The sequence below is a fragment of the Microcoleus sp. PH2017_05_CCC_O_A genome (assembly GCF_020738785.1).
GTDB lineage: Bacteria > Cyanobacteriota > Cyanobacteriia > Cyanobacteriales > Microcoleaceae > Microcoleus.
Genome location: NZ_JAEQCB010000008.1, coordinates 23,468 through 45,707 on the forward strand (window position 1 = coordinate 23,468; position 22,240 = coordinate 45,707).

A 22,240-nucleotide genomic window follows, 5' to 3' on the forward strand; every position below is an offset into this window, starting at 1 on the left:
AAGACGGCGGTTAAAATCGCCGGATTCGTAGAAGACTCGGCGGTTAGAAACCGCGTCTACACAGACAAAACCCGCCTCCGCGGGTTGAAGAAAAGACGGTTAAAATCGCCGGATCTGATTAATTCTCTTCATTCCGCGGAGGCGGAATTTGTTTGTGTAGACGCGGTTTCAACCGCCGTCTTTTTCTTATATTATAATTTGACTCAAAGTCCTGTAGGTGCGATCGGCTCAATGTCTGGATCGCATCCACCAACTTGATTTGTGCGAATTACCCACAAAAAAGCTCCTTGTTTTAAGAGGATTTTGGCGATCGCATCTTGGGTACGCCTCGGCAGCATTGTTCGGTAACTCATAGCAGCTTTGAACGAATTCACGATGCCAGCAAAAAAGCTTTTTTTCAGTTCAGAATCAATACCCGCCAATCTCGCATTTTTGCGCCAATCTGGACGGACAACACCGAGGGGAATTAATACTTTTTCTAAACTCTCTCCTAAGGCTATTAACTGGTTAAATCTTTCGGTTTGTGCGGCGGTGGGATGTGTTTTCAGCCAGTCTTGAATCTGAGGATTTGACTCAATTTCCGCAGTAATTTTTTTAATTGTCGCGTAAATTGCCTGACTGGAATCTTGGACGCAAGAAGTTGCTGGCGTGACTAAACTGGCGCCGGTGCCGTCTCCGCTGCGGTAGCGCGCCATCATGATATCTAGTTGCTGGTTGAATTCGGCTAAAGGCGACAAGGTGATGCCGTCAAAGTCGTAGTCGCAACACACGCAGTCTAATTTACAGATGATATCGCACACCGGGCGATCGCCCAACCAGCCGCGCTGCAAGTCTCCCATGTAACTTTGCCATTTGCTGGAACCTGCTACAATTCCGTCTGGATTGTGGGCATAAACTTGTTTGTATTCTATGTCAAAACGCAGTTCGCGGGTAAAGCGATCGCGCACAACTTTTGCTACTCCAAAAGCAAAATGTCCGGTGACAATTCTCAGCGGTGCCGGTTCGCCGCCTTTGCCGCCGATACCGCCGAAACAGTGAATCACTATACCGATATCTCCTTCTTGCCAAGGGGAGATTGAATCGTTTTCTGTAGCATCATTTGGCATCAACAATACTCTTTTGGCTTGTCCTTTTTGCGCCCTAGTATTTAACCAGTTTTGGTCTTTTAAATAAGCGAGAGATTTTTGTAACCCGAAATGTGTTTCATCTGGGATTAATTGGGCAATTTTCCGGGGTTCGATAGCCTGAACAACAAAAATATTATCTTCATCTCTTTCGCCGTAAATGTACCAGCCCTCTGAATTTAATGGCGATTGTTCGATTTGGTGATTGGTAGACCTCGCTATCCCATTTTTGTCTGGCTGTACTTGGGGAATCCGAATGATTTCGGCGGCGCCGTCAAATTGTTGGGATGTTTGGCCCAAATGCCGGACAATAAATTTGTCGCTGTCGGGTTCTGGGCGCTGTAAAATTGAGACTAAGGCACAGAAACGTCCGATAATTTGTACTGGTTCGCGATCGATAATTAATTCTTGCGGGTCGCTGTTGCTATGGTTGATGGCAATCACCGGTCTCCGTAACATCACAGTCACGCTGTCTTCGCGTCTGCTACCTGCTAGAGTTTCTAAAGGGCCGACATTGCGCCAGCCGTTCAATCTATCTGGATGGATGTTGCCTGATTTTTGACTTTTTTGAGTTTGTTTGGTGAAGCTGATATCTTGACTGACGGCGTGGACAAAAAATTGTACTTGGCGATCTGTACTCCACTTCAAAAATGCTATTTTGCCAATGAAATTTTGATGTTTTTTGGGTGCATTGATCACTTCAAAAAAAACTGATCCATAAATCTGGCGCTGTTCGTTTGATGGCAAAATCAAGCGCCCTTGCCAAAGTGCGATCGGGTTGTAGAGATGGGCAACTGCTGCTGCATCTTCGCAGACGATTTCTGGCTCCGGCTCTTCTAAAGTATCGCTTTCTGGTTCCTCAAAAAACGCCGGATAATTGGAATCTTCTTCGACAAATTGCGGTTCTAAAAAAACGTTTTTACCTGCGGCAATATTGGCAGTTGAATCTCGGTTTTTTAGGGGTGATTTCAATTTCAGAAAATGGCGTTTTTCCTCCAGCTTGTCCTGCAACCAATTGACAAAAACCCGAACAAAAATAAAAGCTGTGAGACCGAAAATCACAGCCAAAGCTGTCATCCCCAGAGTCAAAAGAAATTGCTCTAAAGATTGACCGGAAAGTAAAATAATTTTGGGCCAAATCAAAGAATATGCCGCCATAAATATATCTAGAAACGAGTTTTAGGTTCGATCCAGTCTGTGCTGGCTTGAGTGCCGAAAACTAGGGGTTTGTCTTGGGTGACAGATACGGTTTGGCCAGTCATATCGACGGCACAAAGAGGCCAAGATCGATCGCCCAAATGACCGGCGCGGAACAGAACTTGTCCCGGGCAAACTTGACTCCAACCCAACAATACAGCATGGGTGTAAAGACTGCGAGCCGGAGCAACGGTATAAGTATAATTATCATTTTTATCCCAAATGACCGCGTAGTCGGACATATCGGAAGAGTTGAACAACGCTTCAAATTCGCGGGCGAGAACGCGGGAACCCTCTTGATTCCAAGAAACAGGTACTAAAATTGCGATCGTCCCGGACATATCTGTGTCATCGCTAGCATACATTCCGCTTTCGGCCAGGGGCGAAGCAGCCGCCACTGTTTGCAGTTCCCCAGTTTTGAGATTTTCCACAAACATGACGCTGCTAACCCGACACCGCGACAATTCCGGCTGTACTTGCAATTCAATTCGACTGTAAGCCGCGTATTGGCCGTTAGTTGAAACTAGGGAAGGACTCCGATAGTAGCGGATACCTGTGCCAGCATTTGAACTCACCTTAGCGTGAGTCTCATTAATCCATTCCCAAGGCACGGGATAGGGGCTATTTAAAGGGTCAGACATCATTTTTTTGCCAAAAGTTCTACAGTATTATCTAACAGATTTAGGCTTACAGGCAGGGGAATAGCAATCGGGTTTTTGTCGGAAATGCTGTGCCGCCAAACCCCAGATTTGTAGAAACCGGGTGAATTTTTCAGATTTGAGATTTGTCCTCCAATCTAAAATCTAAAATCCAAAATCTAAAATTGGATATATAGGATAGTATCGAAATTAATCTGGTATGTGTACCGAGAGGGAGGAACCATGACGCGATATTCTACGGAAAAACCTTCAATCCCCCCGACTCGCGTCTCTAAGTCGCGGGGAAAAGGTTTATTTTTACTGTCGCTAATCTTTAGACTGCTGTTGCTGGGAGTAGGCAGCGGTTTTGCGTGGGTTTTGGGGATGGCGATCGCCCAAATTTATCCCTCACGCGCCACGTCTATGCCGATCGCCGAGAGATTGCTGCGCGTAACTCAAAATTTGACCTCCAGCCCGAAACGCGCCCCAGCAACGCCAATTCCAGCGCTTCCTGCACCAACCGCTACACCAACTCCCCAGTCGAAAGTCAATCCCGCCCAGAGAGAGAAATTGCAGGGAGATTTAAGAAAGTTGCAGGGCGAGCTCAACGCGCTAATTGGGCGCACAGCGGCTTTAGAAAGTCAGTTGGGTAGCAGCCGCCCGACGGAAACTTTGGAAAAGCGGTTGCAGTTGATGTCGCAGGAATTGGCTGCAACCCCAACGGAGGCCACTCCTCCTCTGGCTTTACCCGCGCCGAGCCCTCTCGATGGTAACGCGCAGCCACAGAATACGAGAAATCCAGTGTTTGCAGGGGATGCGCTGATGGTAACTTTGCCCAGCGATGTTTTGTTTAATACTGGCAGCATTTCTCTGCGGGCGGGTACCAGTGCGATTTTGGACAATTTGGTGGCGGAGTTGCGGAGTTACGAGGGGGCGACGGTGCGGGTTGCAGGCCACACTGACGACGCTCTTGAAGAGGCGGAAAATCGCAATGTGTCGTTTGCGCGGGCTCAGGCTGTGGTGCAGTATTTGTCTGGTGTGCTCGGGCAGAAGTATCATTGGGTGGCGATCGGCTACGGGGAAAGTCGCCCTTCGGTGGATAATAGTTCTGAGATCAATCGGCAGCGCAACCGTCGCATTGAAGTGGCAATTAGTCCTTAGTCAGTTGTCAGTTGTCAGTTGTCAGTTGTCATTGGGCTTATAGATACTAGACTTAGGATTGATAGAGCAACCGCAGATTTAAGGCAGATTAACACAGATGAACGCAGATAATTTCAAGATAGTTTTTGGCTGTGGCAATCTTGTCTCGTATTTTGAAATAACCGTGCTAAATCTTAGGAAAAATCATGCAACATTATTTGTAGGGTAGGGTGTGTCGCCGCCAACCATCTTTAAAATTGACAAATAGTCGATCGGGCGACGCACCAGATAATTGTAGGGTGTGTCACCCTCAACCATCTCTCAAATTGACGAATAAACTCAGGGCGACGCACCGGATAAAATATTTGAGCAAATCAGCCTTTGACGAGTTTGGTGTTTGTGGAAATAATTTTAATGAGTCGTATCACGTGCGTCGCCCTGAGATTCTCGGTATTGAGTTAGGAATTTATCGCAGGCGACACACCCTACAACTACAAGCTGTCAACTGTCAACTGTCAACTGTCAACTGTCAACTGTTGAAGCCGAAGGTGTCAAAGGCGGTAAGTCAGAATTATTTTTAGCTTGATTTATTGTCTCTCGATATTCGCTCCTCAGCTTCGGTTTTAAATACAAATTCTCAATCAAAGCAGCTACTCCCGCAAACCAAGGCGGCACAATTACCGCGCCAATAATTCCTAATACTTGCACGCCTCCCAAGACAGACAGCAATTGATACAATGGATGCACCCCAACCGAGGAACCAACCAGCAAAGGATCTAGTACGTAAGTTTCCAAGTTTTGGATAAATACAAATAACAGCAATACCCACAACAACACCCATCCACCCTTAGCTAAGGCGACGATTAAGGCGGGTACTGCACCCAAAACCGGGCCAATGAAGGGAATCAGATTTGTCACACCTGCGATCGCACCCAAGCCCAAAGCAAACTCCGGCATCCCCAAAAAGCTCAAACCTGCGGTGATAAATATCCCTAAAATCCCCGAAACTAACACCCGCCCGCGAATGTAACTCCCCATTCTTTGCCCGATGGGCGTGGCTTGGGCGGCGAGTTTTGTGTCCCAAGGTTTCGGGAAAAACTGCACCAAACTTTTAATTAATGTGTCGCTGTCGGCTACCATGTAGCCGGAAATAAATAATGCTAAAACTAGGCTGAAGAAGCCGCCGAGAATGCCTCTTGTTAAACTGTACGATCGCAAAACCAGTTGTTGGCTCGATCGAATCAGCCAATTTGTCAGCGATTGAGTGTCCAGCAACTGATTCACCAAAGCAGGTGCATCATCGGTGAGGCGACTGGCTAAGCTAGTCGCTACCACTTCCAGACTTTCGGCGTAAACTGGTAACTGTCGCACCAGTAACTGTATTTGATCGATGACTGTCGGCCCGATTAACACTACCGTCCCGCTGAATCCGCCAATCAGAGTTAAATAAACCAGAATCACCGCCAGCCAGCGGGGAACGCGCATGGTTTCGGCCCAATTGACGATCGGGACGATCGACGCGGCGAGCACGACTGATATCATCAGAATTACTAGCAGACTCCGCAATTGCCACAGCAGCACTAGCAGCAAGGACGATGCTACAATGAGCAGCAAGTTAGGTATAGAAATTGTAATCCGCTGTTCAGACATGATTAAATAATAAAGGTCTGTAGTTGCGCTTATCTCCTCGCACAGGGCGGGTTTATTTATCTTCTGAGTTACCCCATATATTTTGGGTAAAACCCAGCCCTACTCATTTTATAATAAAAAGTAACATCGGCACAAAAAAATAATATGCAACCACAATATTCAACTCAAGATTTATCAGCCATTTCGTCTATCAAATCACCAACGCTGTTTTACGAATGGCAAAAATATCGCTGCGCTTATGATGTTTATCAACCAACTACTGCGACAGAAGATAGCATACCTTTGTTATTAATTCATCCCATAGGAGTTGGTTTGTCAAGAGTCTTTTGGCATAGATTTTGCGAAAGTTGGTACAAATCAGGTAACACAAATCCGATTTACAATCCCGACCTTTTGGGCTGCGGTGATTGCGAAATGCCCGCTGTGGCTTGCTATCCTGAGGATTGGGCGGCACAGTTGCAGTTTTTCTTGGAGACTGTAGTAAAAAAACCTGCGATCGTCCTCGTGCAAGGTGCTTTACTGTGTGTAGCCTTGGAATTAGCCAAAATTCAGCAGGAAAGCGGTTCTAATTTAATCCATTCCTTAGTTCTCGCCGGGCCTCCAGCCTGGGCGGTGATGAACAAACATTCGACAGATAGAGAGCAAAGAATCGTCTGGAATTTGTTAGACTCTCCCTTGGGAAACGCTTTTTATCGATACGCCAGACGCGCTAAATTTTTGCGCTCTTTTTCTGCAAAACAACTGTTTGGCGATGCTGCTAAAGTTGACAGCGAATGGTTGGATGCTTTGCAAGCTGGGGCGGCAAATCCTGACAGCCGTCATGCAGTTTTCTCATTTTTAGCGGGTTTTTGGCGGCAAGATTATAGTACCACGATTCAACAGTTTATGAATCCGGCACTCGTTATTATGGGAGAAAAAGCCTCAAGCATCAGTCAATCAGGTAAGGAAGAAAAACCAGAGGAAAGAATAGCGCAATATTTGGCTAACTTTCCCAACGCAGAGGGTTTATTAATGCCGGGGCGCAATGTTTTACCCTACGAATCTACGGCAGAATTTGTGAGTGCTGTTGCGGAGTTTGTGAATGGAAGTTTGCAACCGCAGATATCAGCAGATGAACACAGATGAACGCGGATGGAATTTCGTCTGCGTTAATCCGCGTTCATCTGCGGTTAAAAAACTCTGAATTTCAACTGCGATGCCAAATTGTTGTGCCATCTTTTTGATCGATCAGAGTAATGCCCCGATCCTTGAGTTCGTTGCGAATGCGATCGCCCTCAGCGAAATTTCTAGCTATCCGGGCATCCTTCCGCTGCTGAATCATCGCCTCAATTTCCGCATCACTCAAACCGCCAACCACCGCATCGCTGTCAGCTTCCGGCTGCACTTCCAACCCCAAAACCCCCGCCAAACTCACCAAAGTCAGCCAATGAAGCTGCAACAATTCCGGCGAAGTTTCAGTTTTGCCTTGATGCACCAAAACATTGCTTTCCTTACCCAATTCCTTCGCCAATTCAAACAAAACAGCCAAAGCAGCCGGAGTATTGAAATCATTATCCATAGCTGCTTGGAATTGCTGCACAGCTTTGGTATCTTGTCCAGTTTTCTCAACATCCCAATTTAGTTTATCGGCATATCGGAGTCCAAAAAGCAAGCCTTCGTTGATAGTATTCCAGCCATTTCTAGCAGAGGCGATCGCATCTTCAGTAAAATCTATCTGACTGCGATACTGCGCCATAAACACAAACAGCCTCACCGCCATCGGTTCCACCGCTTTTGACTTATTACTTTGATTCTTACTCCCCCCCTTAGCAAGGGCAGATTCATTTTCACTCTTACTCCCCCCCTTAGCAAGGGGGGGCTGGGGGGGGTCAGATTCACTCTTACTCCCCCCCTTAGCAAGGGGGGGCTGGGGGGGGTCAGATTCAAGTTCTCCCGACCAATTCCCCTCCAACAAATCGCGAATTGTAATAAAATTGTGCAAAGACTTCGACATCTTTCTGCCATTAACAGTCACAAAAGCATTGTGCATCCAATAATTAGCCAAAGACTTGCCAGTCGCAGCTTCAGATTGAGCAATTTCGTTTTCGTGATGCGGAAAAGTTAAATCGGAACCGCCGCAGTGAATATCAATAGTTTCGCCCAAGCAATCGCGCACCATCGCCGAACATTCAATGTGCCATCCGGGGCGACCTTTTCCCCAAGATGATTCCCAAAAAGGTTCACCGGGTTTAGCACTTTTCCACAGGGCGAAATCTGAGGAATCTTGCTTTTTTTGAGCTTCTATTTCGGCAGTTTCCAATCTGCCGCTAGCCCCGGCTGCCATTTCTTCCAACTTGCGGCCCGAAAGTTTTCCGTAGTTGTCAAACTTGCGAACGCTGTAGTAAACGTCGCCGCTGTTCGCATAGGCAAAGCCTTTGTTTTCTAACTCGTGAATCAGCCGTTTGATGCCGTCTATTGAGTGGGTGGCGCGGGGATATTCATCGGCCCTGAGAATATTTAGTTTGTCCATGTCGGCAAAATATTCGTCGATGAAGCGTTCGGCTACGGCTTCCATTGTGGAATTTGTCTCGCGGGCGCGATCGAGAATCTTGTCATCAATATCGGTAAAATTCTGTACGTAGCGCACCGAGTATCCCCGCCACATCAGATATCGGCGCACCATATCCCAGACGATGTAAGCGCGGGCGTGGCCGACGTGGCAGTAATCGTATACCGTAACGCCGCAGCAATACATCCGCACCTTTGAGGGTTCGATGGGATCGAAAGGTGATTCGCGGCGGGTCAAGCTGTTGTAAAGCGTTAGGGACATGGGATTTGAGATTTGGGATTGATGTATTGCTCTAATTTATTATAGTACCGCGTTTGATTCCGCTATTTTTTTTGCTATCAAAATTTGATTGACGAACTCCGTCGGCATGGTGTAGCATTGAATTGAATGCTAATTTAATGTTATTATTATGATCAACCTTTCAAGAGACATACATTCTCTCACCGATTTCAAACGTAATACGACTGAGTTTGTGCAGCGACTGAAGCAAACAAAAAATCCTTTAGTTTTAACTGTCAACGGGAAAGCAGAGTTAGTTGTTCAGGATGCTGAATCTTATCAGAAGCTTTTAGATGCAGTTGAGTTATTGGAGAGTTTAAAGGGAATTAAACTGGGTTTGGCACAAATGGATCGAGGGGAAGGGAAAAAAGCGGAGGATTTTTTTAATCAACTGTTTGACAAGTTAGACAGTTCCCCATGAATCAGATGAGGAAGGTAATAGCTGATGAAAGAAAATATTTGGATTAACTTTTTAGAAAAAAATAAATTAATGCGATCGCCTGATGAAGTGACAGCTTTTGAAAATGCTTTAGCCTCAGTTGCCGATCGTCCTCACAATGAAGATTTGCCAGATTTACATCTGATTTTAGACGATCGCTGCGAACAGCCAGAAGTCATGTTCGGTTTGATTCATTTTTTAGAATCTTTTGATGTGTCAGCACAGATTCAAGCATTTGTTACAGTTATACCGCAATTAATGCTCGTTGCTTCGGAATGGACGAGAATTCTCCACAACCGCATTTTGAATGATGATGATGCTTGTCGTTTGTATCGAGATATTTTGCATTCATTGAACTCCGAAGAACCTAGTTTTGTTCGTCAATTGCTGGAAGAAAGCGCTAGTTACAATTTAAGCAAGCGGGAACCAAAATTAGAGTTGGCTAGGTAAGAATGTTTAGGCAACAGCAAAATCTGTCAAAGGGCGATCGATCGTCTGGATGGTGAAAAGCCAGCACTATATCGCTTTGATGAACTTCTTCTTTTAACAGTTCGTTGGCGATTCCTTGTCTTTACAAAAGTATTGGAAAACCTGATTTTTAGGACAATAATTAATTATGGTCAGTCGGTGGCGATCGCCATTTTTTGAGTATCGTGTGAGATATGAGTTAGAATTGGGGTTGAAAAGCTCCACATTGCGATCGCCCCTAATCGCAGTCAACTGTGGGTTCCATCTACAATCCATAATCTAAAATCCGATGACTTCACTCCCACCCAACCGCGCCAAAACACTCAAGGAAGCTTACCGCGCTTGCGATGTCAAGCCTCTAGCGGGTGATGATATTGCCCGATATTATGTAGATTTGTCCGCAGTACGCAACACAGTGGCGATCGAAAATGTTAGCACGGATTTGGATCTTCAAGAACCGGGAGAATTTAACACAATTTTGTTTACGGGACATCGGGGATGCGGCAAAAGTACAGAGTTAAAACGCATTCAGTCGCGATGGGAAAATGAATATCGGGTCATTTATATAGAATTCGATCAGGAACTAGATGTTCTTGATGCTGAATATACCGATTTATATTTGCTAGTTATCAAAAAAGTAGCTGATGAGTTAACTGAATTAGGATTGAAGTTTGATCCAAAACTATTACATAGTTTTGAATTGTGGTTTAAAGAAGTCACTAAAGAAACAGAAGAAACTGTTCAATCTTCTGTTAGCATTGAAACTGAAGCAAGTGCAGGGGCAGAAATTCCCTTTATTTCTAAGCTGATGGCAAAATTGATCGGTCAAATCCGAGGTTCTAGTCAACACAAACAAGTTATTCGCGAAACTCTTCAGCGCAATCTATCCCGCTTGCAAACAGATATGAATCTGTTGTTAAAAGATGCTTTTGACAAGCTGATACGCAAATATCCAGGCCGTTACCAAAAAGGATTTTTACTGATTGTTGATAACTTAGACCGCATTACTCCAAGAGTTGCCAATCATTTGTTTTTTGATTATGCTCCTCAACTGCAAGAACTAGACTGTACAATTATCTATACAGTGCCGATTTCGGTAATTTATTCATATAAAAATGTCAGCAATTTATTTGATAGCAATCCCAACATCGTGCCAATGGTGAATATTTATGAATTTAACCGCAGTGAGTGCGATTTAAATTGCAATCAGGAAAGATTAGATGGAGTTGCCAGTTTGATCGAGAAACGAGTTGATGTTAGTGCGGTATTTGACGATCGAAAACAGTTGCTAGATTTGGCAAAAGCCAGTGGCGGTCATGTGCGACAATTGATGCAGATAACTCGATCGGCTTGTCGCACGGCCATTACTCGCAAACACAATAAAGTTTTGGCTGAAGATGTAACTTACGCTTTAAATCAACAGCAATTTGATTTTGAAAGGTCTACTCCTACACCAGAATATTATACAATACTAGCGCGAGTTTGCATCGACAAAGATATTGCTAAAGAAGAAATCGGACAAAATTTATTATTCAATCTTTCCGTCTTGGAATACAACGGCAATAGTCGGTGGAATTATGTCAACCCACTCGTAAAACAAAGTTATGCTTTCCAACAAGCCCTTAGATCAATTCAAGGAAATCCCTGAAATACACCAGCAAAGGATAATTGAATTCAATCAAGAATCTTTTGACCAATTGCTGACGTTTGTCGATATTGTTCCCGATGATGCCTTTGATTTGGGATTTATTGACTGTAATTTTGCGAAGGATACAGATGCGATTATTCAGGCTTTAATTAATCATCCCGATTGTCAAGAGATGCAGTTTGAGATTTGGGATTTTCCCGATCCTGATATGCGCTTTTTGATGGATGAAATTCTGAAGGTTTTGCCAGCAGTCAAGGTTCAACCAGACAAAAAGTTGATTTTCATTGTGCGGGGAGTGGAAAATGCGATCGGGATGACGGGGGAATATCCGCCAATGTTGGTAGATTTTAATTGGGTGCGAGATGCTTATCCGGTTATGGTACGGCATCCAATGATTTTTTGTTTGCCAGATTATGCGATTACGCGAGTTGCTAATTATGCGCCGGATTTCTGGGCCTGGAATTCGGGAACTTTTGTGTTCAAAACTCCGGCAAATACTAGGGATGATGCGATTTCTCAAACTCTGAATGCTAGCAAAGGAATTAGCAATTGTGAGTTACCGGAAAAGCAGGAACGGATTAATTTATTGAAACGGTTATTGATTGAATATACTCCGTCGAATGGGCGCGAGGAAACTCCAGGGGATTTGAAAACTCGGATCAGGGTTTTGAATGAGTTGGGGATTGCTTATCGCAGTCGGAGTGAATATAAAACAGCAAAATATCATCTAGAACAAGCGTTAGGTTTGGCGAAGGATGATGAAAATTTAGGCGATGTTAAGGCAAATTCCTTGCATGAATTAGCAATTATTGAGTGCAATGTAGGGGAAATTGAAAAGGCAATTACTTTAGAACAGCAAGCTATGAAAATCTTTGAACGCATCGGCGATTTTAAGATGAAAGCTGCTACTTTGCACCAACTAGGAATAATCTATGCCGATCGAGGAGATGTAGAAAAGGCGATCGCATTTTATCAACAATCTCTCGAACTTACGGAAAAAATTGGCAATGTTCAAGGGAAAGCTGCTACTTTGCACTGTCTAGCAATAATCTATGCCAATCAAGGGGATGTAGAAAAGGCGATCGCACTTTATGAACAATCACTCGAACTTAAGGAAAAAGTTGGCGATGTTCAAGGGAAAGCTGCTACTTTGCACTGTCTAGCAATAATCTATGCAAATCAAGGAGAAGTAGAAAAGGCGATCGCATTTTATCAACAATCTCTCGAACTTAAGGAAAAAATTGGCGATGTTCAAGGGAAAACTGCTACTTTCGCAATGCTTGGACAGTTGTTAGCAGCGCAGGGAGATTTTGACCAAGCTTTGAATTATTTACAGCAATCTTTGAAGATTTTACAGCATTTGCGATCGCCCGATGCGGAGATAGTGAAGGAAATTATTGCTGAGGTTGAGCAGATGGATGGAGATCGTAAGTTTGCGCGCGGGATTTAGAAACCGGGTTTCTCACGAATATCTCGTGAGGATGCGTAAAATCTCGTAGAAACCCGGTTTCTGGCCGCCCTCACCCACCAAACCCTCCAAACCCATCACCAGCCCCGTCCCAGAATATGTCATCAAACCCTGATATTTGTCCGAACATCGATCCCCTGACGCTCTAAAATATCAATATTCCCTGACATATTGATCCCCGAATCCCCGAAAATGCGTATAAGTACCCATGATTAAGGCAAAAGACCCCTTGACCAGACCGGGAGTTGTCTGCAACATTAAGTCATGACAAAGCGATCCCAAAGAAATGCTTTGATTGAGCAACTTTGGGAGTCAGATAGCGCGTGTGCTGCCGGCACAGCGTTGCTAGCAGCACCGATCGCACTCGCACAATCGATCTTGTCAATCAAGAATCGATAGATAAAGCTTTATTTAGATCGGACGGTGCGCGCAGAAGCCAATAAGTCAGAAACCCCGATCGCAATTGGGGACAAGACAAGCTAAAAACCAGCAAGGCTTCAAAGGTTGGAGAGATTCAGAAGCTCGATCGTAATTGTATTTAAAAGAGTTTCTAACTCAAAAAATCAACACATTAGTGTTGAATCGAAAAATCTAACCCGCCATCCAAATTAGTGGAGAACAAACTCATGGCAAAAGAACGCCCACCATTAGAAGAGATGACTTTGCGACAACTCCGCAGAGTTGCTAGCGAATGTGGAGTCTCTCGCTACAGCCGGATGCGGAAATCGCAACTTCTGGCATCAATTCAAGAAATTCAGCGCAACAAGTTTTCATACAGTCCATCTCGCAAACTAGAGGCACAAGAAGCAGTGGAAGCAGCAAAGTTTGAACTAGGTCAAGAAGATAGAACAGGCGGTTCTTTGGCGTCTGTAGATGAAGGTTTAGCAGATTTGCCCAACGGTTACGGTGAAAGCCGGGTTGTTTTGATGCCCCGCGATCCAGAATGGGCTTACACCTACTGGGATATCCCGAACGATCGCAAACAAGAAATGCGCCGCCAAGGCGGACAGCAACTCGCCCTGCGGATCTACGACGTTACAGATGTTAACCTCGACATCCAAAGCCCCCACAGCATTCAAGAATATCCCTGCGACGAACTGGCGCGGGAATGGTACGTGCCAATCCCCGTAAGCGATCGCGATTATGCGATCGACATTGGCTACCGCTGTGCAGACGGCCGTTGGTTGGTGTTGGCGCGATCGGCAGAAGTCCGAGTCCCGCCAATCTATCCCAGCGACTGGATTGAAGACCAATTCATCACCCTCGACTGGGAAGAAGACTTGCGCGGCCAAACCTTCGCCGAACTGGTTCCCCCGGCCAAGAAAATCGCACAAGCAACCAACGGCATCGCTTACAGCACCGGCAACGCCATCTACGAACAAATCTTCGGCATGGCAGAATCGGCAGAATCGATGCGCGTAGCAGGTTCGATGTTCGGTTCCATGCAGCACGTTGCAGGTTCGATCCAGCAATCCGCAATCCACGAACAAGCTTTGAGTTCCTACGTATTCCCCTCCGGTGTTGGAATGTGGGCTGGGGCAGGAATGTCTGCCCTCACTGCGTCAGGTGTGGGTATGTCCGGCCTCACTGCGTCAGGTGTGGGTATGTCCGGCCTCACTGCGTCAGGTGTGGGTATGTCCGGCCTCACTGCGTCAGGTGTGGGTATGTCTGGCCTCACCATGTCCGGTTTCGGTATGTCCTCCGGTGTCGGTATGTCGGGAGTTGGCTTTGCCGCCCCGATGCGCCCCCGCCAGTTCTGGTTAGTTGCTGATGCCGAACTGATCGTCTACGGCGCCACCGAACCCGATGCTACCGTCTACGTAGGCGGACAGCCAATCAAACTGAATGCTGACGGCACTTTCCGCTTCCAGATGTCTTTCCAAGACGGCTTGATCGACTATCCGATTTTTGCAGTAGCAGCAGACGGCGAACAAAACCGCGCTGTCCACATGAAATTCGAGCGCGAAACCCCTGAACGTCGCACCAACACTAAGGAAGATTCTGTTGTGGAATGGTTGGGCTAATCGTAAATGTCGATCGCGATCCCGGTAGGTGTTTGGGTTTGTGCCAATTTTTTAACCATCACAAGGCCTACCCGGAGCAAATGGCGATTTGTTAGGGTTAGTTTCAGACAACAACCCATAACACCCCCTATACACCGTTCTCCTATTTTGAGGAGCGGTGTTTTTTGTATTTAGAAGGAAGAGTTGACAGTTGACAGTTGACAGTTGACAGTTGACAGTTGACAGAGGGAATAAGGAATAAGAATTATTTCTTGGTAGGGTGCGTGAGGGCGAGAAATCTTTACATCCACACTTCGAGACTATTACTCACGCACCGCCCCAACGATTGAATCATATCAATGCTAGCGTCAACGATATTAGACAAGACTCTCAACATCTGCCTGTAGATAGATGTTGACTTAACTTGCGATCGAACTCGTGACCTCAAAATTTGTAATTTTCACTCAACAATTATTAAGTAAGCTAAAGTTTACTTAAATTTTCATTGCACAAACTCGGTAAATCCCGCGAAACGAAAGAAAGCGAGTTATGAGATCAGTAAGGCGATCGCACAGTCATATCTCAAAAGCCAATGCCCAAAATAAATTCCCCGCCCCAGCGAAGGCAAAAGCGCCCCCGTCTTTTCGCCTTATTCGCTGTCACATTAGCAGCCGTCTTGCTGTTATTTATTCTGCCCGCACTGACTCAGCAGCCAGTTGTGCTGACGATGTTAATGCAAGGCCAAGACATTGCCAACTGGAAACCGTTTGTCAAAGAATTTGAACAGAAAAACCGCGATATTCGCATCAACCTCGTAGAAGGGCCCTTTGACACAAACCTCGTCGAAAATCTTTACACATCTGCCTTTCTTTTAGGCGAGTCGCCCTACGACATCATCAACATGGATATCGTTTGGGTTCCCAAATTTGCCGCCGCAGGTTGGGTAAGGGATTTAACCGACAGAATTCCCCCCGAACAACTTGCAAAATTCATCCCCGGTAACGTTGAAGGCGGAAGGTATCGGGGCAAACTTTACCGAATTCCCCACGCTTCGGATGCCGGAATGCTTTATTACCGCAAAGACATTTTAAAACAAGCCGGAATTCCAGCACCGAAAAATTTTGAAGAGATGGTAAAAATCTCTCAAAACTTACAGCAACAAGGAAAAGCAACTTGGGGTTATCTGTGGCAAGGTAAACAATATGAGGGAGTATCTGCGATGTTTGTCGAAGTGCTCTCGGGTTTCGGCGGCTTCTGGGCTAATCCTCAAACTTTTGAAGTTGGGTTAGATAAACCCGAGGCCATTAAAGCAGTGGAATTTCTCAAAAATACGATCGCCTCCGGCATCTCTCCAGCGGGTGTTACTACCTACGGCGAAGAAGAAACCAGGCTGTTGTTTCAAAACGGGAAAGCGCTGTTTTTGCGAAACTGGCCCTATGTTTGGAAGCTAGCAAATGCCGAGGGATCTAAAGTGAGAGGCAAAATTGCGATCGAGCCAATGCTCAGCAGTATCGGTAAAACAGGCGGTTCCTGCTTGGGCGGCTGGGGCTGGGGAATATCCAAAACCTCAAAACATCCAGAACAAGCCTGGAAAGCAATTAAATACCTCACCAGCGAGGCAACCCAGCGCAAATTCATTTTAGAAACAGGTTTAATTCCCAGTTACAAATCCCTATTTACCGACAAAGAAATAGTCGCCAAATATCCCCACTACCCGCAACTTTTAAAAGTAGTGGAACGCCCAGCCTTGCGCCCGCCCATTGCACAATACGCTCAAGCTTCTGATATTTTGCAGCGCTATTTGAGTTCAGCTTTTACTGGGAGAATGACTGCGGAACAAGCAATGAAAGCGGCGGCTAGCGAAACTCGCAATTTATTAGTAAGTTTGAAACAACCAAAATAATAGAACCCGCCGAAGGTCATTCGGGGCTACAAAAACAATGTCCGCCTCCGCGGACTGAAGAATAGAATAGAACCTTAAAATATGCAATTAGACCAAATGCGACAGCGCGAACAAAGAACCGGATGGATATTAGTAGCACCAGCATTGATAATTCTGCTGCTAGTATTTGCTTACCCAATCTTGCGCGCGTTTTGGCTGAGTTTATTCACCCAAAACCTCGGTACTGAATTGAAACTGGTTTTTTCCGGCTTTGCTAACTACAGTCGAATGTTAGGCGACGGGCGTTTCTGGCAAACTTTAAGCAACACCACAGTCTTTACTTTTGCCTCTGTTGTGCTGGAATTAATTCTCGGCATGGGCATTGCCTTAGTCTTAAATCAATCTTTCACGGGGCGCGGCATTGTGCGGACAATTTCCCTGCTGCCTTGGGCGCTGCCGACGGCGCTGATGGGTGTAGCTTGGGCGTGGATTTTTAACGATCAATACGGCGTAATTAACGACATTTTACTGCGCTTGGGATTGATTCAAAAGAGCATTAGCTGGTTGGGAGATCCGACTTTGGCAATGATGGCAGTGATTACAGCCGATGTTTGGAAAACTACGCCGTTTGTCAGCTTGCTTTTGTTAGCGGGATTGCAATCGATTTCCGGTGATTTGTATGAAGCCCACGCCATTGACGGCGCCAGTAGTTGGCAGAGTTTCCGTCAAATTACCTTGCCGCTGCTGATGCCCCAAATTGTGATTGCTTTGCTGTTTCGATTTGCCCAAGCTTTCGGCATTTTTGACTTGATTCAGGTGATGACGGGAGGGGGGCCGGCTGGGGCGACTGAGACGGTTTCTATCTACATTTACAGCACGGTGATGAGGTATTTAGACTTTGGGTACGGGGCGGCTTTGGTGGTGTGTACTTTTTTGCTGTTAGTGGCCGCAGTTGCGATCGCCAGTTACCTATTATCGAGAGCCCGCGCCACTCAATTTTAGATTTGGGATTGGGGATTTTAGGTTGGTGGAGGTTAACGAATCAGATACGTTGAGGGAGAAATTAAAAGAAGACTATTCATTGCTTCAATCTTCTTCCTTCCAGGTAGAGGTAGCTGTCAACTGTCAACTGTCAACTGTCAACTGAATGAAACGTTCCTTTCATTGGTATAAACTATGTCGATCGCCCGCGAACAACCTACCACAAAACCCTTTAACATCCGGCAATTAATCTTGCCCCTATCAGCGATATTAATTGTCGCATATTTCCTCGCACCCATCATCTGGCAAGTGCTGACTTCCTTCAAAGTAAACGCCGATATCTCAGCAATTCCCAACGTCTACATTCCCACCCGAATTACCTTCGATCATTACCTGTCCTTATTCCAGCGCCGTCCGTTTGCACTTTACATTTTAAATAGCGCTTTTGTTTCCATTACTTCCACACTGCTGTGTTTAGCAGTAGGTGCTCCCGCAGCTTACGCATTAGCCAGATTGCGGCTGTGGGGCGAGAGAATTATTCTGGCAAGTGTGACAATTGTGACGCTATTTCCGGCGGTGTTGTTATTTTTAGGACTGTTGGAAATAGTCAAAGCTTTGGATTTAGGAAATAATTATTTAGCCTTAATTATTCCATACACAGCTATCAATCTGCCGCTAACAATTTTGGTAATGCGGAGTTTCTTTCAACAACTGCCAAAAGATTTAGAAGATGCTGCTAAAGTTGACGGATACAACACCTTTCAAATGCTCTGGCAAATCGTGCTGCCGATGACATTTCCCGCCTTAGTCACAACCGGAATTCTGACATTTATTTCAGCTTGGAACGAGTTTATTTTCGCACTGACATTTATGACTCGCGAATCTCTGAAAACAATTCCCGTCGCCACGGCTCAACTCAGCGGTGCATCAGTCTTTGAGATTCCCTACGGCCCGATCGCAGCAGCAACAGTTTTGGGAACCTTACCCTTGGTTTTGCTAGTTTTGGTGTTCCAACGGCGCATCGTTCAGGGTTTAACAGCCGGGGCTGTCAAGGGATAGTAAGGAGAGTTTTGAGTGGTGAATTTGTCAATAAAACAGTCAAATAGTTAAGGATCGCGAATTAAATAATTTACACAAGTTTGTGGAATGGGCGTCCCGCCCGTCCAGAAAGAACGGGCGGGACGCCCATTCCACAAGAACAATAAAGATTGTAAGTTATTTAATTATCATTCCTAAGTTGATTCCTAGTGACGAATAACCAATAACCAATAACCAATAACCAATAACCAATAACCAATAAAAAATCATGGCAAAACTGCAACTAAAAAACCTCAATAAAACCTACAGCCCCAAAGTTGTACCAGTAAAAGACATTAGCTTAGATGTCAGCGAGGGCGAATTTCTGACCTTGCTGGGGCCCTCCGGGTGTGGCAAATCTACCACGCTGCGGTTGATTGCAGGGTTGGAACAGCCGACTAGAGGCGAGATTAGAATTGGCGATCGCGATGTGACATATCTCAGACCGGGCGATCGGGATATTGCAATGGTTTTTCAAAGTTACGCGCTGTATCCGCACATGACAGTGTACGACAATATGGCATCCAGCCTCAAACTCCGAAAAATATCCGACAGCGAAATCGATCGCTTAGTGACAGAAGTTGCAGCATCCCTCGGATTGACCGAATTAGTCGATCGCAAACCAGGTAAACTATCAGGCGGACAGCGGCAGCGAGTAGCCCTCGGACGCGCCTTAGTGCGCCAACCAGCAGTATTTTTGCTCGACGAACCTTTAAGCAATCTCGACGCATTATTGCGAGAAAAAGTTAGGGCCGAACTCAAACAATTGTTTTCATCCCAAAAAGCCCCTGTAGTGTACGTTACCCACGACCAAACCGAAGCAATGACACTTTCTACAAAAGTCGCAGTTCTCAACAGCGGCAGCATCCAGCAATTAGACCCGCCACACTTGATTTATAACCGTCCGGCAAATCAGTTTGTAGCGGGTTTTGTAGGCAGCCCGCAAATGAATTTGCTAGTGCTTAAATGCCAGGGAAATTTTGCGATGTTGGGCGATTCTGGAGTTCCGCTACCAAATCTGCCGACAGTCCCACCAGAGATTGTCTTGGGAATTCGCCCGGAACACCTCAGCTTTGCAGATGTAGAGGCCAGGAAGAAGCCAGATCCAGAGGCAATTAAAGGTGAGGTTTATTTAGTAGAAAACTTGGGAATGCAAAATTTAGTTAGCGTCCGAGTTAAAGGTTTGGAGTCAGTAACGGTGCGCGCTTTGCTCCCAAATGACCGTCAGTGGAGTTCCGAAATTGTCGAGCTGGTTTTTCCGTCTCAGTTGCTGCACTGGTTTGATGTCAAAACTGGCGATCGCTTGAAATGAAAATTTGGCCTGTATAACACGATCGATTGAAAATAGTCTAACCCTGTGCTGAAAAATACTATTTCTGCTTTTAACTAAGTTATGACTGTAGTAAGAGGTATAAGTATTTGGCTGCTGTTAAGGTGATATTTGTGCTTGAAAAAGCTAGTTGACTGGTATCATTTGCGATCGATCGCCATCACAAAAAAGGTTTGTAGTGCGGACTTAAGTCCGCAGTATAGAGGTTTTCAGAAAGATGAGGTATGACTGACAGCTTATATAATAATAAACAAAGAGGGCTGAAGCCCAACTACGTCCGCGAATCTTTTTAAGAAAGGCTATACAAACTAATCTGCACATTTTATGTTAAATTATATCGCGAACGGTAGCATCGGTATTGTGCGATCGCTCGGGCGGTGCCTCAGTACCAATAGTCTCATAGTCGGTAGTTAAAGAGCGATCGCACTGGCGCACCCTACTACTTGTTTATTTATAGAAAATAATGACATGAAGAACAAACATCTTAACAGTCTTTGCTTGGCAGGCCTGCTGTTGCTCGTGCCGATTTGTCCGGGGACAATTGCCCGCGCTCAAATTTCCGAAACTTCCGATACTAACGCCAGTCCAAAAACCTTCCTCAAAGATGAACTGTATTTTGGCTTAACTAAACCCGGAGGCGAGACAATTTCTGAGTCAGAATGGCAGGAGTTTGTCAAGGAAGTTATTACCCCTCGTTTTCGGGAAGGGCTAACTGTATTAGACGGTTCCGGGCAGTTTCTCAACCAGGGCGGAATATTGATTCGAGAAAACTCTAAAATAGTTATTTTGATTTATGAAACTAGCCAGGAAAAAAATCGAGCTATTCAGGAAATTATCGAAAATTACAAGCGCAGGTTTCAGCAGGAGTCAGTGCTGCGGACGACCAGCGCAGTTAAGGTTTCTTTCTGATTAGCTCATCCAATCAGCGTTTTTATGATATTATTCCTAGTAATCAAGGTCATACCCTCAGAGATAAGTAGGGTGCATTCAACAGTTGACAGTTGACAGTTGACAGTTGACAGTTGAATTTTGACTGCTGACTGCTGACAGTTTAGGAGCGACCTCTACCCTTAAGTCAGAGAATTGGAATAATGAATAGTCTGATTTTAATTTCTCCCTCAAAGGGAGAGGCTTTCAACCAATTTTTTCTCGTAAAAATTATAATTTGTGGGTATCGATCGCACATTGCAAAAAGTCGCCAGAAAAACCAGCCCGGGAGAAAACAAAAATATGACGAACGATGGCAACCCAAAAGCCCAAGCGCCGGATAACGACGATGTACAAAAAAATTTGGACGGTATTGGGAAAGCTTTGATTGTGAGCGTGGCTTGGTCTTACGCAGAGGCATTGGAGCGAACAAAACGAGATCGAAAAGAACAGAAAGCTACGCCGGAATCTCAACCAGAATCTCAACCAGAATCTCAACCAGAATCTTAGACATCCGCCGCTGCGAAAACAGCGCAATTGCTTTCATCTACAGAAAAGCGATCGATCGCGCACCGGCGAACCATCACAATCATCGCGCTCGAACACATTGGAATCGACTTTTTCGGCAGATTCCCGAAATTGCAGCGGTTTTTATGCCATTTTACCTCAATATATTTTATTTTACCCAAAAGGGATTTACATTAAACAAACTACGGTTTTATAGCTACAGTGTACAGAACAAACAACCAATTTTGAGATCGGTCTCATGTCTAATTTAAAAATGATTGGCAAAGCGATCGCAGGTGGCATTTGCTTCGGCATCCTCGCCAGCAGCTTCAACGGCGCGCAAGGCCCAGCATCCGCAGCAGCACCAACAATTGCCGAAGCAGCAGCCCCCGCCGCTAGCAATATCGACAAGCAACTTCTAGGTCAATGGCAAGGTACAATCCCCTCCGGTCAGTCTTTCACCTTCGTCTTTGCCCCAGAAGGCAAATTGTTCATGATGGGTAAATGCCCCGACGGAGCCCCCTGCGCCAAAGAAACGAGGTATAAAGTTAATCTCGCTGCAAAACCGATGCACCTGGATGTCAGCCTCAACAAGACCGAAACCGTTGAGACTGTTTTTGAGTTGACTCCCGAAGGTCAAATGCGCCTTCAGGTGGAAGGCACCAATCCCGGACTGCCAAGACCGAATTCCTTAAACGACCAGGCAACCGTGTTTAAAAAGGTCTCCGAGACCACTGCACTGCCTGCTGGCACTCAAGTCATCGGTTATTGAGGAAAATTCTTCCCCCGCATTCGGCAGTTAAGTAGTTCTGGGTTTTGAGTTTTGGGTGTTGTTATAGGCAGTTTTCAATTCTATGAAATATAGTAGGGAAACGGCATTGCACATTGGTGTCAACAACCAGCTCAAACCCAGTCACAGATGGCTGTTTGACCA

At 45.5% G+C, this 22,240-nt stretch carries 21 protein-coding genes; 15 read left to right on the plus strand and 6 right to left on the minus strand.

Annotation, left to right across the window (positions count from 1 at the left end; translation table 11 throughout):
* Positions 1-203: 203 nt before the first annotated feature.
* Together JGK20_RS02790 and JGK20_RS02795 are read right to left on the minus strand one after the other, a co-directional pair.
* Complete coding sequence (locus JGK20_RS02790; protein WP_293196743.1) at positions 204-2,282, minus strand: abortive infection protein; 2,079 nt, start codon at positions 2,280-2,282, stop codon at positions 204-206.
* 8 nt (positions 2,283-2,290) lie between these two features.
* Positions 2,291-2,965 (minus strand): hypothetical protein, encoded by a 675-nt coding sequence (locus JGK20_RS02795; RefSeq protein ID WP_293203024.1) that lies wholly within the window; start codon positions 2,963-2,965, stop codon positions 2,291-2,293.
* 237 nt (positions 2,966-3,202) lie between these two features.
* On the opposite strand from JGK20_RS02795, the gene JGK20_RS02800 reads away from it, so the two are divergent.
* The gene (locus JGK20_RS02800; RefSeq protein ID WP_293185216.1) at positions 3,203-4,120 is read left to right on the plus strand and encodes an OmpA family protein; all 918 of its coding nucleotides are present in this window, start codon (positions 3,203-3,205) and stop codon (positions 4,118-4,120) included.
* A gap of 501 nt (positions 4,121-4,621) precedes the next feature.
* Here the strand turns inward: JGK20_RS02800 and JGK20_RS02805 are convergent.
* Positions 4,622-5,749, minus strand: a complete 1,128-nt coding sequence (locus tag JGK20_RS02805) for an AI-2E family transporter (RefSeq protein WP_293224269.1) — start codon at positions 5,747-5,749, stop codon at positions 4,622-4,624.
* Between the two features lie 144 nt (positions 5,750-5,893).
* On the opposite strand from JGK20_RS02805, the gene JGK20_RS02810 reads away from it, so the two are divergent.
* A complete protein-coding gene (locus tag JGK20_RS02810; protein WP_293185218.1) occupies positions 5,894-6,874 on the plus strand; it encodes an alpha/beta fold hydrolase in 981 nt (326 codons plus the stop codon).
* 61 nt (positions 6,875-6,935) lie between these two features.
* Here the strand turns inward: JGK20_RS02810 and cysS are convergent, their stop codons facing one another.
* Positions 6,936-8,558, minus strand: coding sequence for a cysteine--tRNA ligase (gene cysS / locus JGK20_RS02815; RefSeq protein ID WP_293196740.1), 1,623 nt, complete (start codon positions 8,556-8,558; stop codon positions 6,936-6,938).
* Positions 8,559-8,706: 148 nt separating this feature from the next.
* On the opposite strand from cysS, the gene JGK20_RS02820 reads away from it, so the two are divergent.
* Positions 8,707-8,997, plus strand: a complete 291-nt coding sequence (locus JGK20_RS02820; RefSeq protein ID WP_293185221.1) for a type II toxin-antitoxin system Phd/YefM family antitoxin — start codon at positions 8,707-8,709, stop codon at positions 8,995-8,997.
* A 24-nt stretch (positions 8,998-9,021) separates the two neighbouring features.
* Positions 9,022-9,465: an Imm30 family immunity protein gene (locus tag JGK20_RS02825; RefSeq protein ID WP_293190429.1), complete on the plus strand. Its 444-nt coding sequence runs from the start codon at positions 9,022-9,024 to the stop codon at positions 9,463-9,465.
* Here the strand turns inward: JGK20_RS02825 and JGK20_RS02830 are convergent.
* On the minus strand, positions 9,458-9,577 hold the full coding sequence (locus tag JGK20_RS02830) for a hypothetical protein (protein ID WP_325315896.1): 120 nt from the start codon (positions 9,575-9,577) through the stop codon (positions 9,458-9,460). The genes JGK20_RS02825 and JGK20_RS02830 overlap by 8 nt on opposite strands.
* A 195-nt stretch (positions 9,578-9,772) precedes the next feature.
* Here JGK20_RS02830 and JGK20_RS02835 point away from each other — a divergent pair, with 195 nt between their 5' ends.
* The 10 genes from JGK20_RS02835 (at position 9,773) to JGK20_RS02880 (ending at position 21,309) form a co-directional block, all read left to right on the plus strand.
* Complete coding sequence (locus JGK20_RS02835; RefSeq protein WP_293217253.1) at positions 9,773-11,131, plus strand: P-loop NTPase fold protein; 1,359 nt, start codon at positions 9,773-9,775, stop codon at positions 11,129-11,131.
* On the plus strand, positions 11,088-12,581 hold the full coding sequence (locus JGK20_RS02840) for a tetratricopeptide repeat protein (RefSeq protein WP_293229309.1): 1,494 nt from the start codon (positions 11,088-11,090) through the stop codon (positions 12,579-12,581). Before JGK20_RS02835 ends, JGK20_RS02840 begins: the two co-directional genes overlap by 44 nt.
* A 282-nt stretch (positions 12,582-12,863) precedes the next feature.
* The gene (locus JGK20_RS02845; protein WP_293185226.1) at positions 12,864-12,998 is read left to right on the plus strand and encodes a hypothetical protein; all 135 of its coding nucleotides are present in this window, start codon (positions 12,864-12,866) and stop codon (positions 12,996-12,998) included.
* A gap of 227 nt (positions 12,999-13,225) precedes the next feature.
* Positions 13,226-14,623 carry a DUF4912 domain-containing protein gene (locus JGK20_RS02850; protein ID WP_293185227.1) on the plus strand — a complete coding sequence of 466 codons (1,398 nt, stop codon included), beginning with the start codon at positions 13,226-13,228 and terminating at the stop codon, positions 14,621-14,623.
* A gap of 571 nt (positions 14,624-15,194) precedes the next feature.
* A complete protein-coding gene (locus tag JGK20_RS02855) occupies positions 15,195-16,505 on the plus strand; it encodes an ABC transporter substrate-binding protein (protein ID WP_293229312.1) in 1,311 nt (436 codons plus the stop codon).
* Between the two features lie 81 nt (positions 16,506-16,586).
* Complete coding sequence (locus JGK20_RS02860; protein WP_293229314.1) at positions 16,587-17,486, plus strand: sugar ABC transporter permease; 900 nt, start codon at positions 16,587-16,589, stop codon at positions 17,484-17,486.
* Between the two features lie 174 nt (positions 17,487-17,660).
* Complete coding sequence (locus JGK20_RS02865) at positions 17,661-18,524, plus strand: carbohydrate ABC transporter permease (RefSeq protein WP_293229316.1); 864 nt, start codon at positions 17,661-17,663, stop codon at positions 18,522-18,524.
* A gap of 247 nt (positions 18,525-18,771) precedes the next feature.
* On the plus strand, positions 18,772-19,854 hold the full coding sequence (locus JGK20_RS02870) for an ABC transporter ATP-binding protein (RefSeq protein ID WP_293182583.1): 1,083 nt from the start codon (positions 18,772-18,774) through the stop codon (positions 19,852-19,854).
* A gap of 486 nt (positions 19,855-20,340) precedes the next feature.
* Positions 20,341-20,781, plus strand: a complete 441-nt coding sequence (locus JGK20_RS02875) for a DUF3574 domain-containing protein (RefSeq protein ID WP_293190425.1) — start codon at positions 20,341-20,343, stop codon at positions 20,779-20,781.
* A gap of 321 nt (positions 20,782-21,102) precedes the next feature.
* Complete coding sequence (locus tag JGK20_RS02880; RefSeq protein WP_293196734.1) at positions 21,103-21,309, plus strand: hypothetical protein; 207 nt, start codon at positions 21,103-21,105, stop codon at positions 21,307-21,309.
* Here the strand turns inward: JGK20_RS02880 and JGK20_RS02885 are convergent.
* Positions 21,306-21,488: a hypothetical protein gene (locus tag JGK20_RS02885; protein WP_293182589.1), complete on the minus strand. Its 183-nt coding sequence runs from the start codon at positions 21,486-21,488 to the stop codon at positions 21,306-21,308. The two genes, JGK20_RS02880 and JGK20_RS02885, sit on opposite strands and share 4 nt — an antisense overlap.
* 77 nt (positions 21,489-21,565) lie before the next feature.
* Between JGK20_RS02885 and JGK20_RS02890 the strand changes: the two genes are divergently transcribed.
* A complete protein-coding gene (locus JGK20_RS02890) occupies positions 21,566-22,078 on the plus strand; it encodes a hypothetical protein (protein ID WP_293182591.1) in 513 nt (170 codons plus the stop codon).
* Positions 22,079-22,240 lie beyond the last annotated feature (162 nt).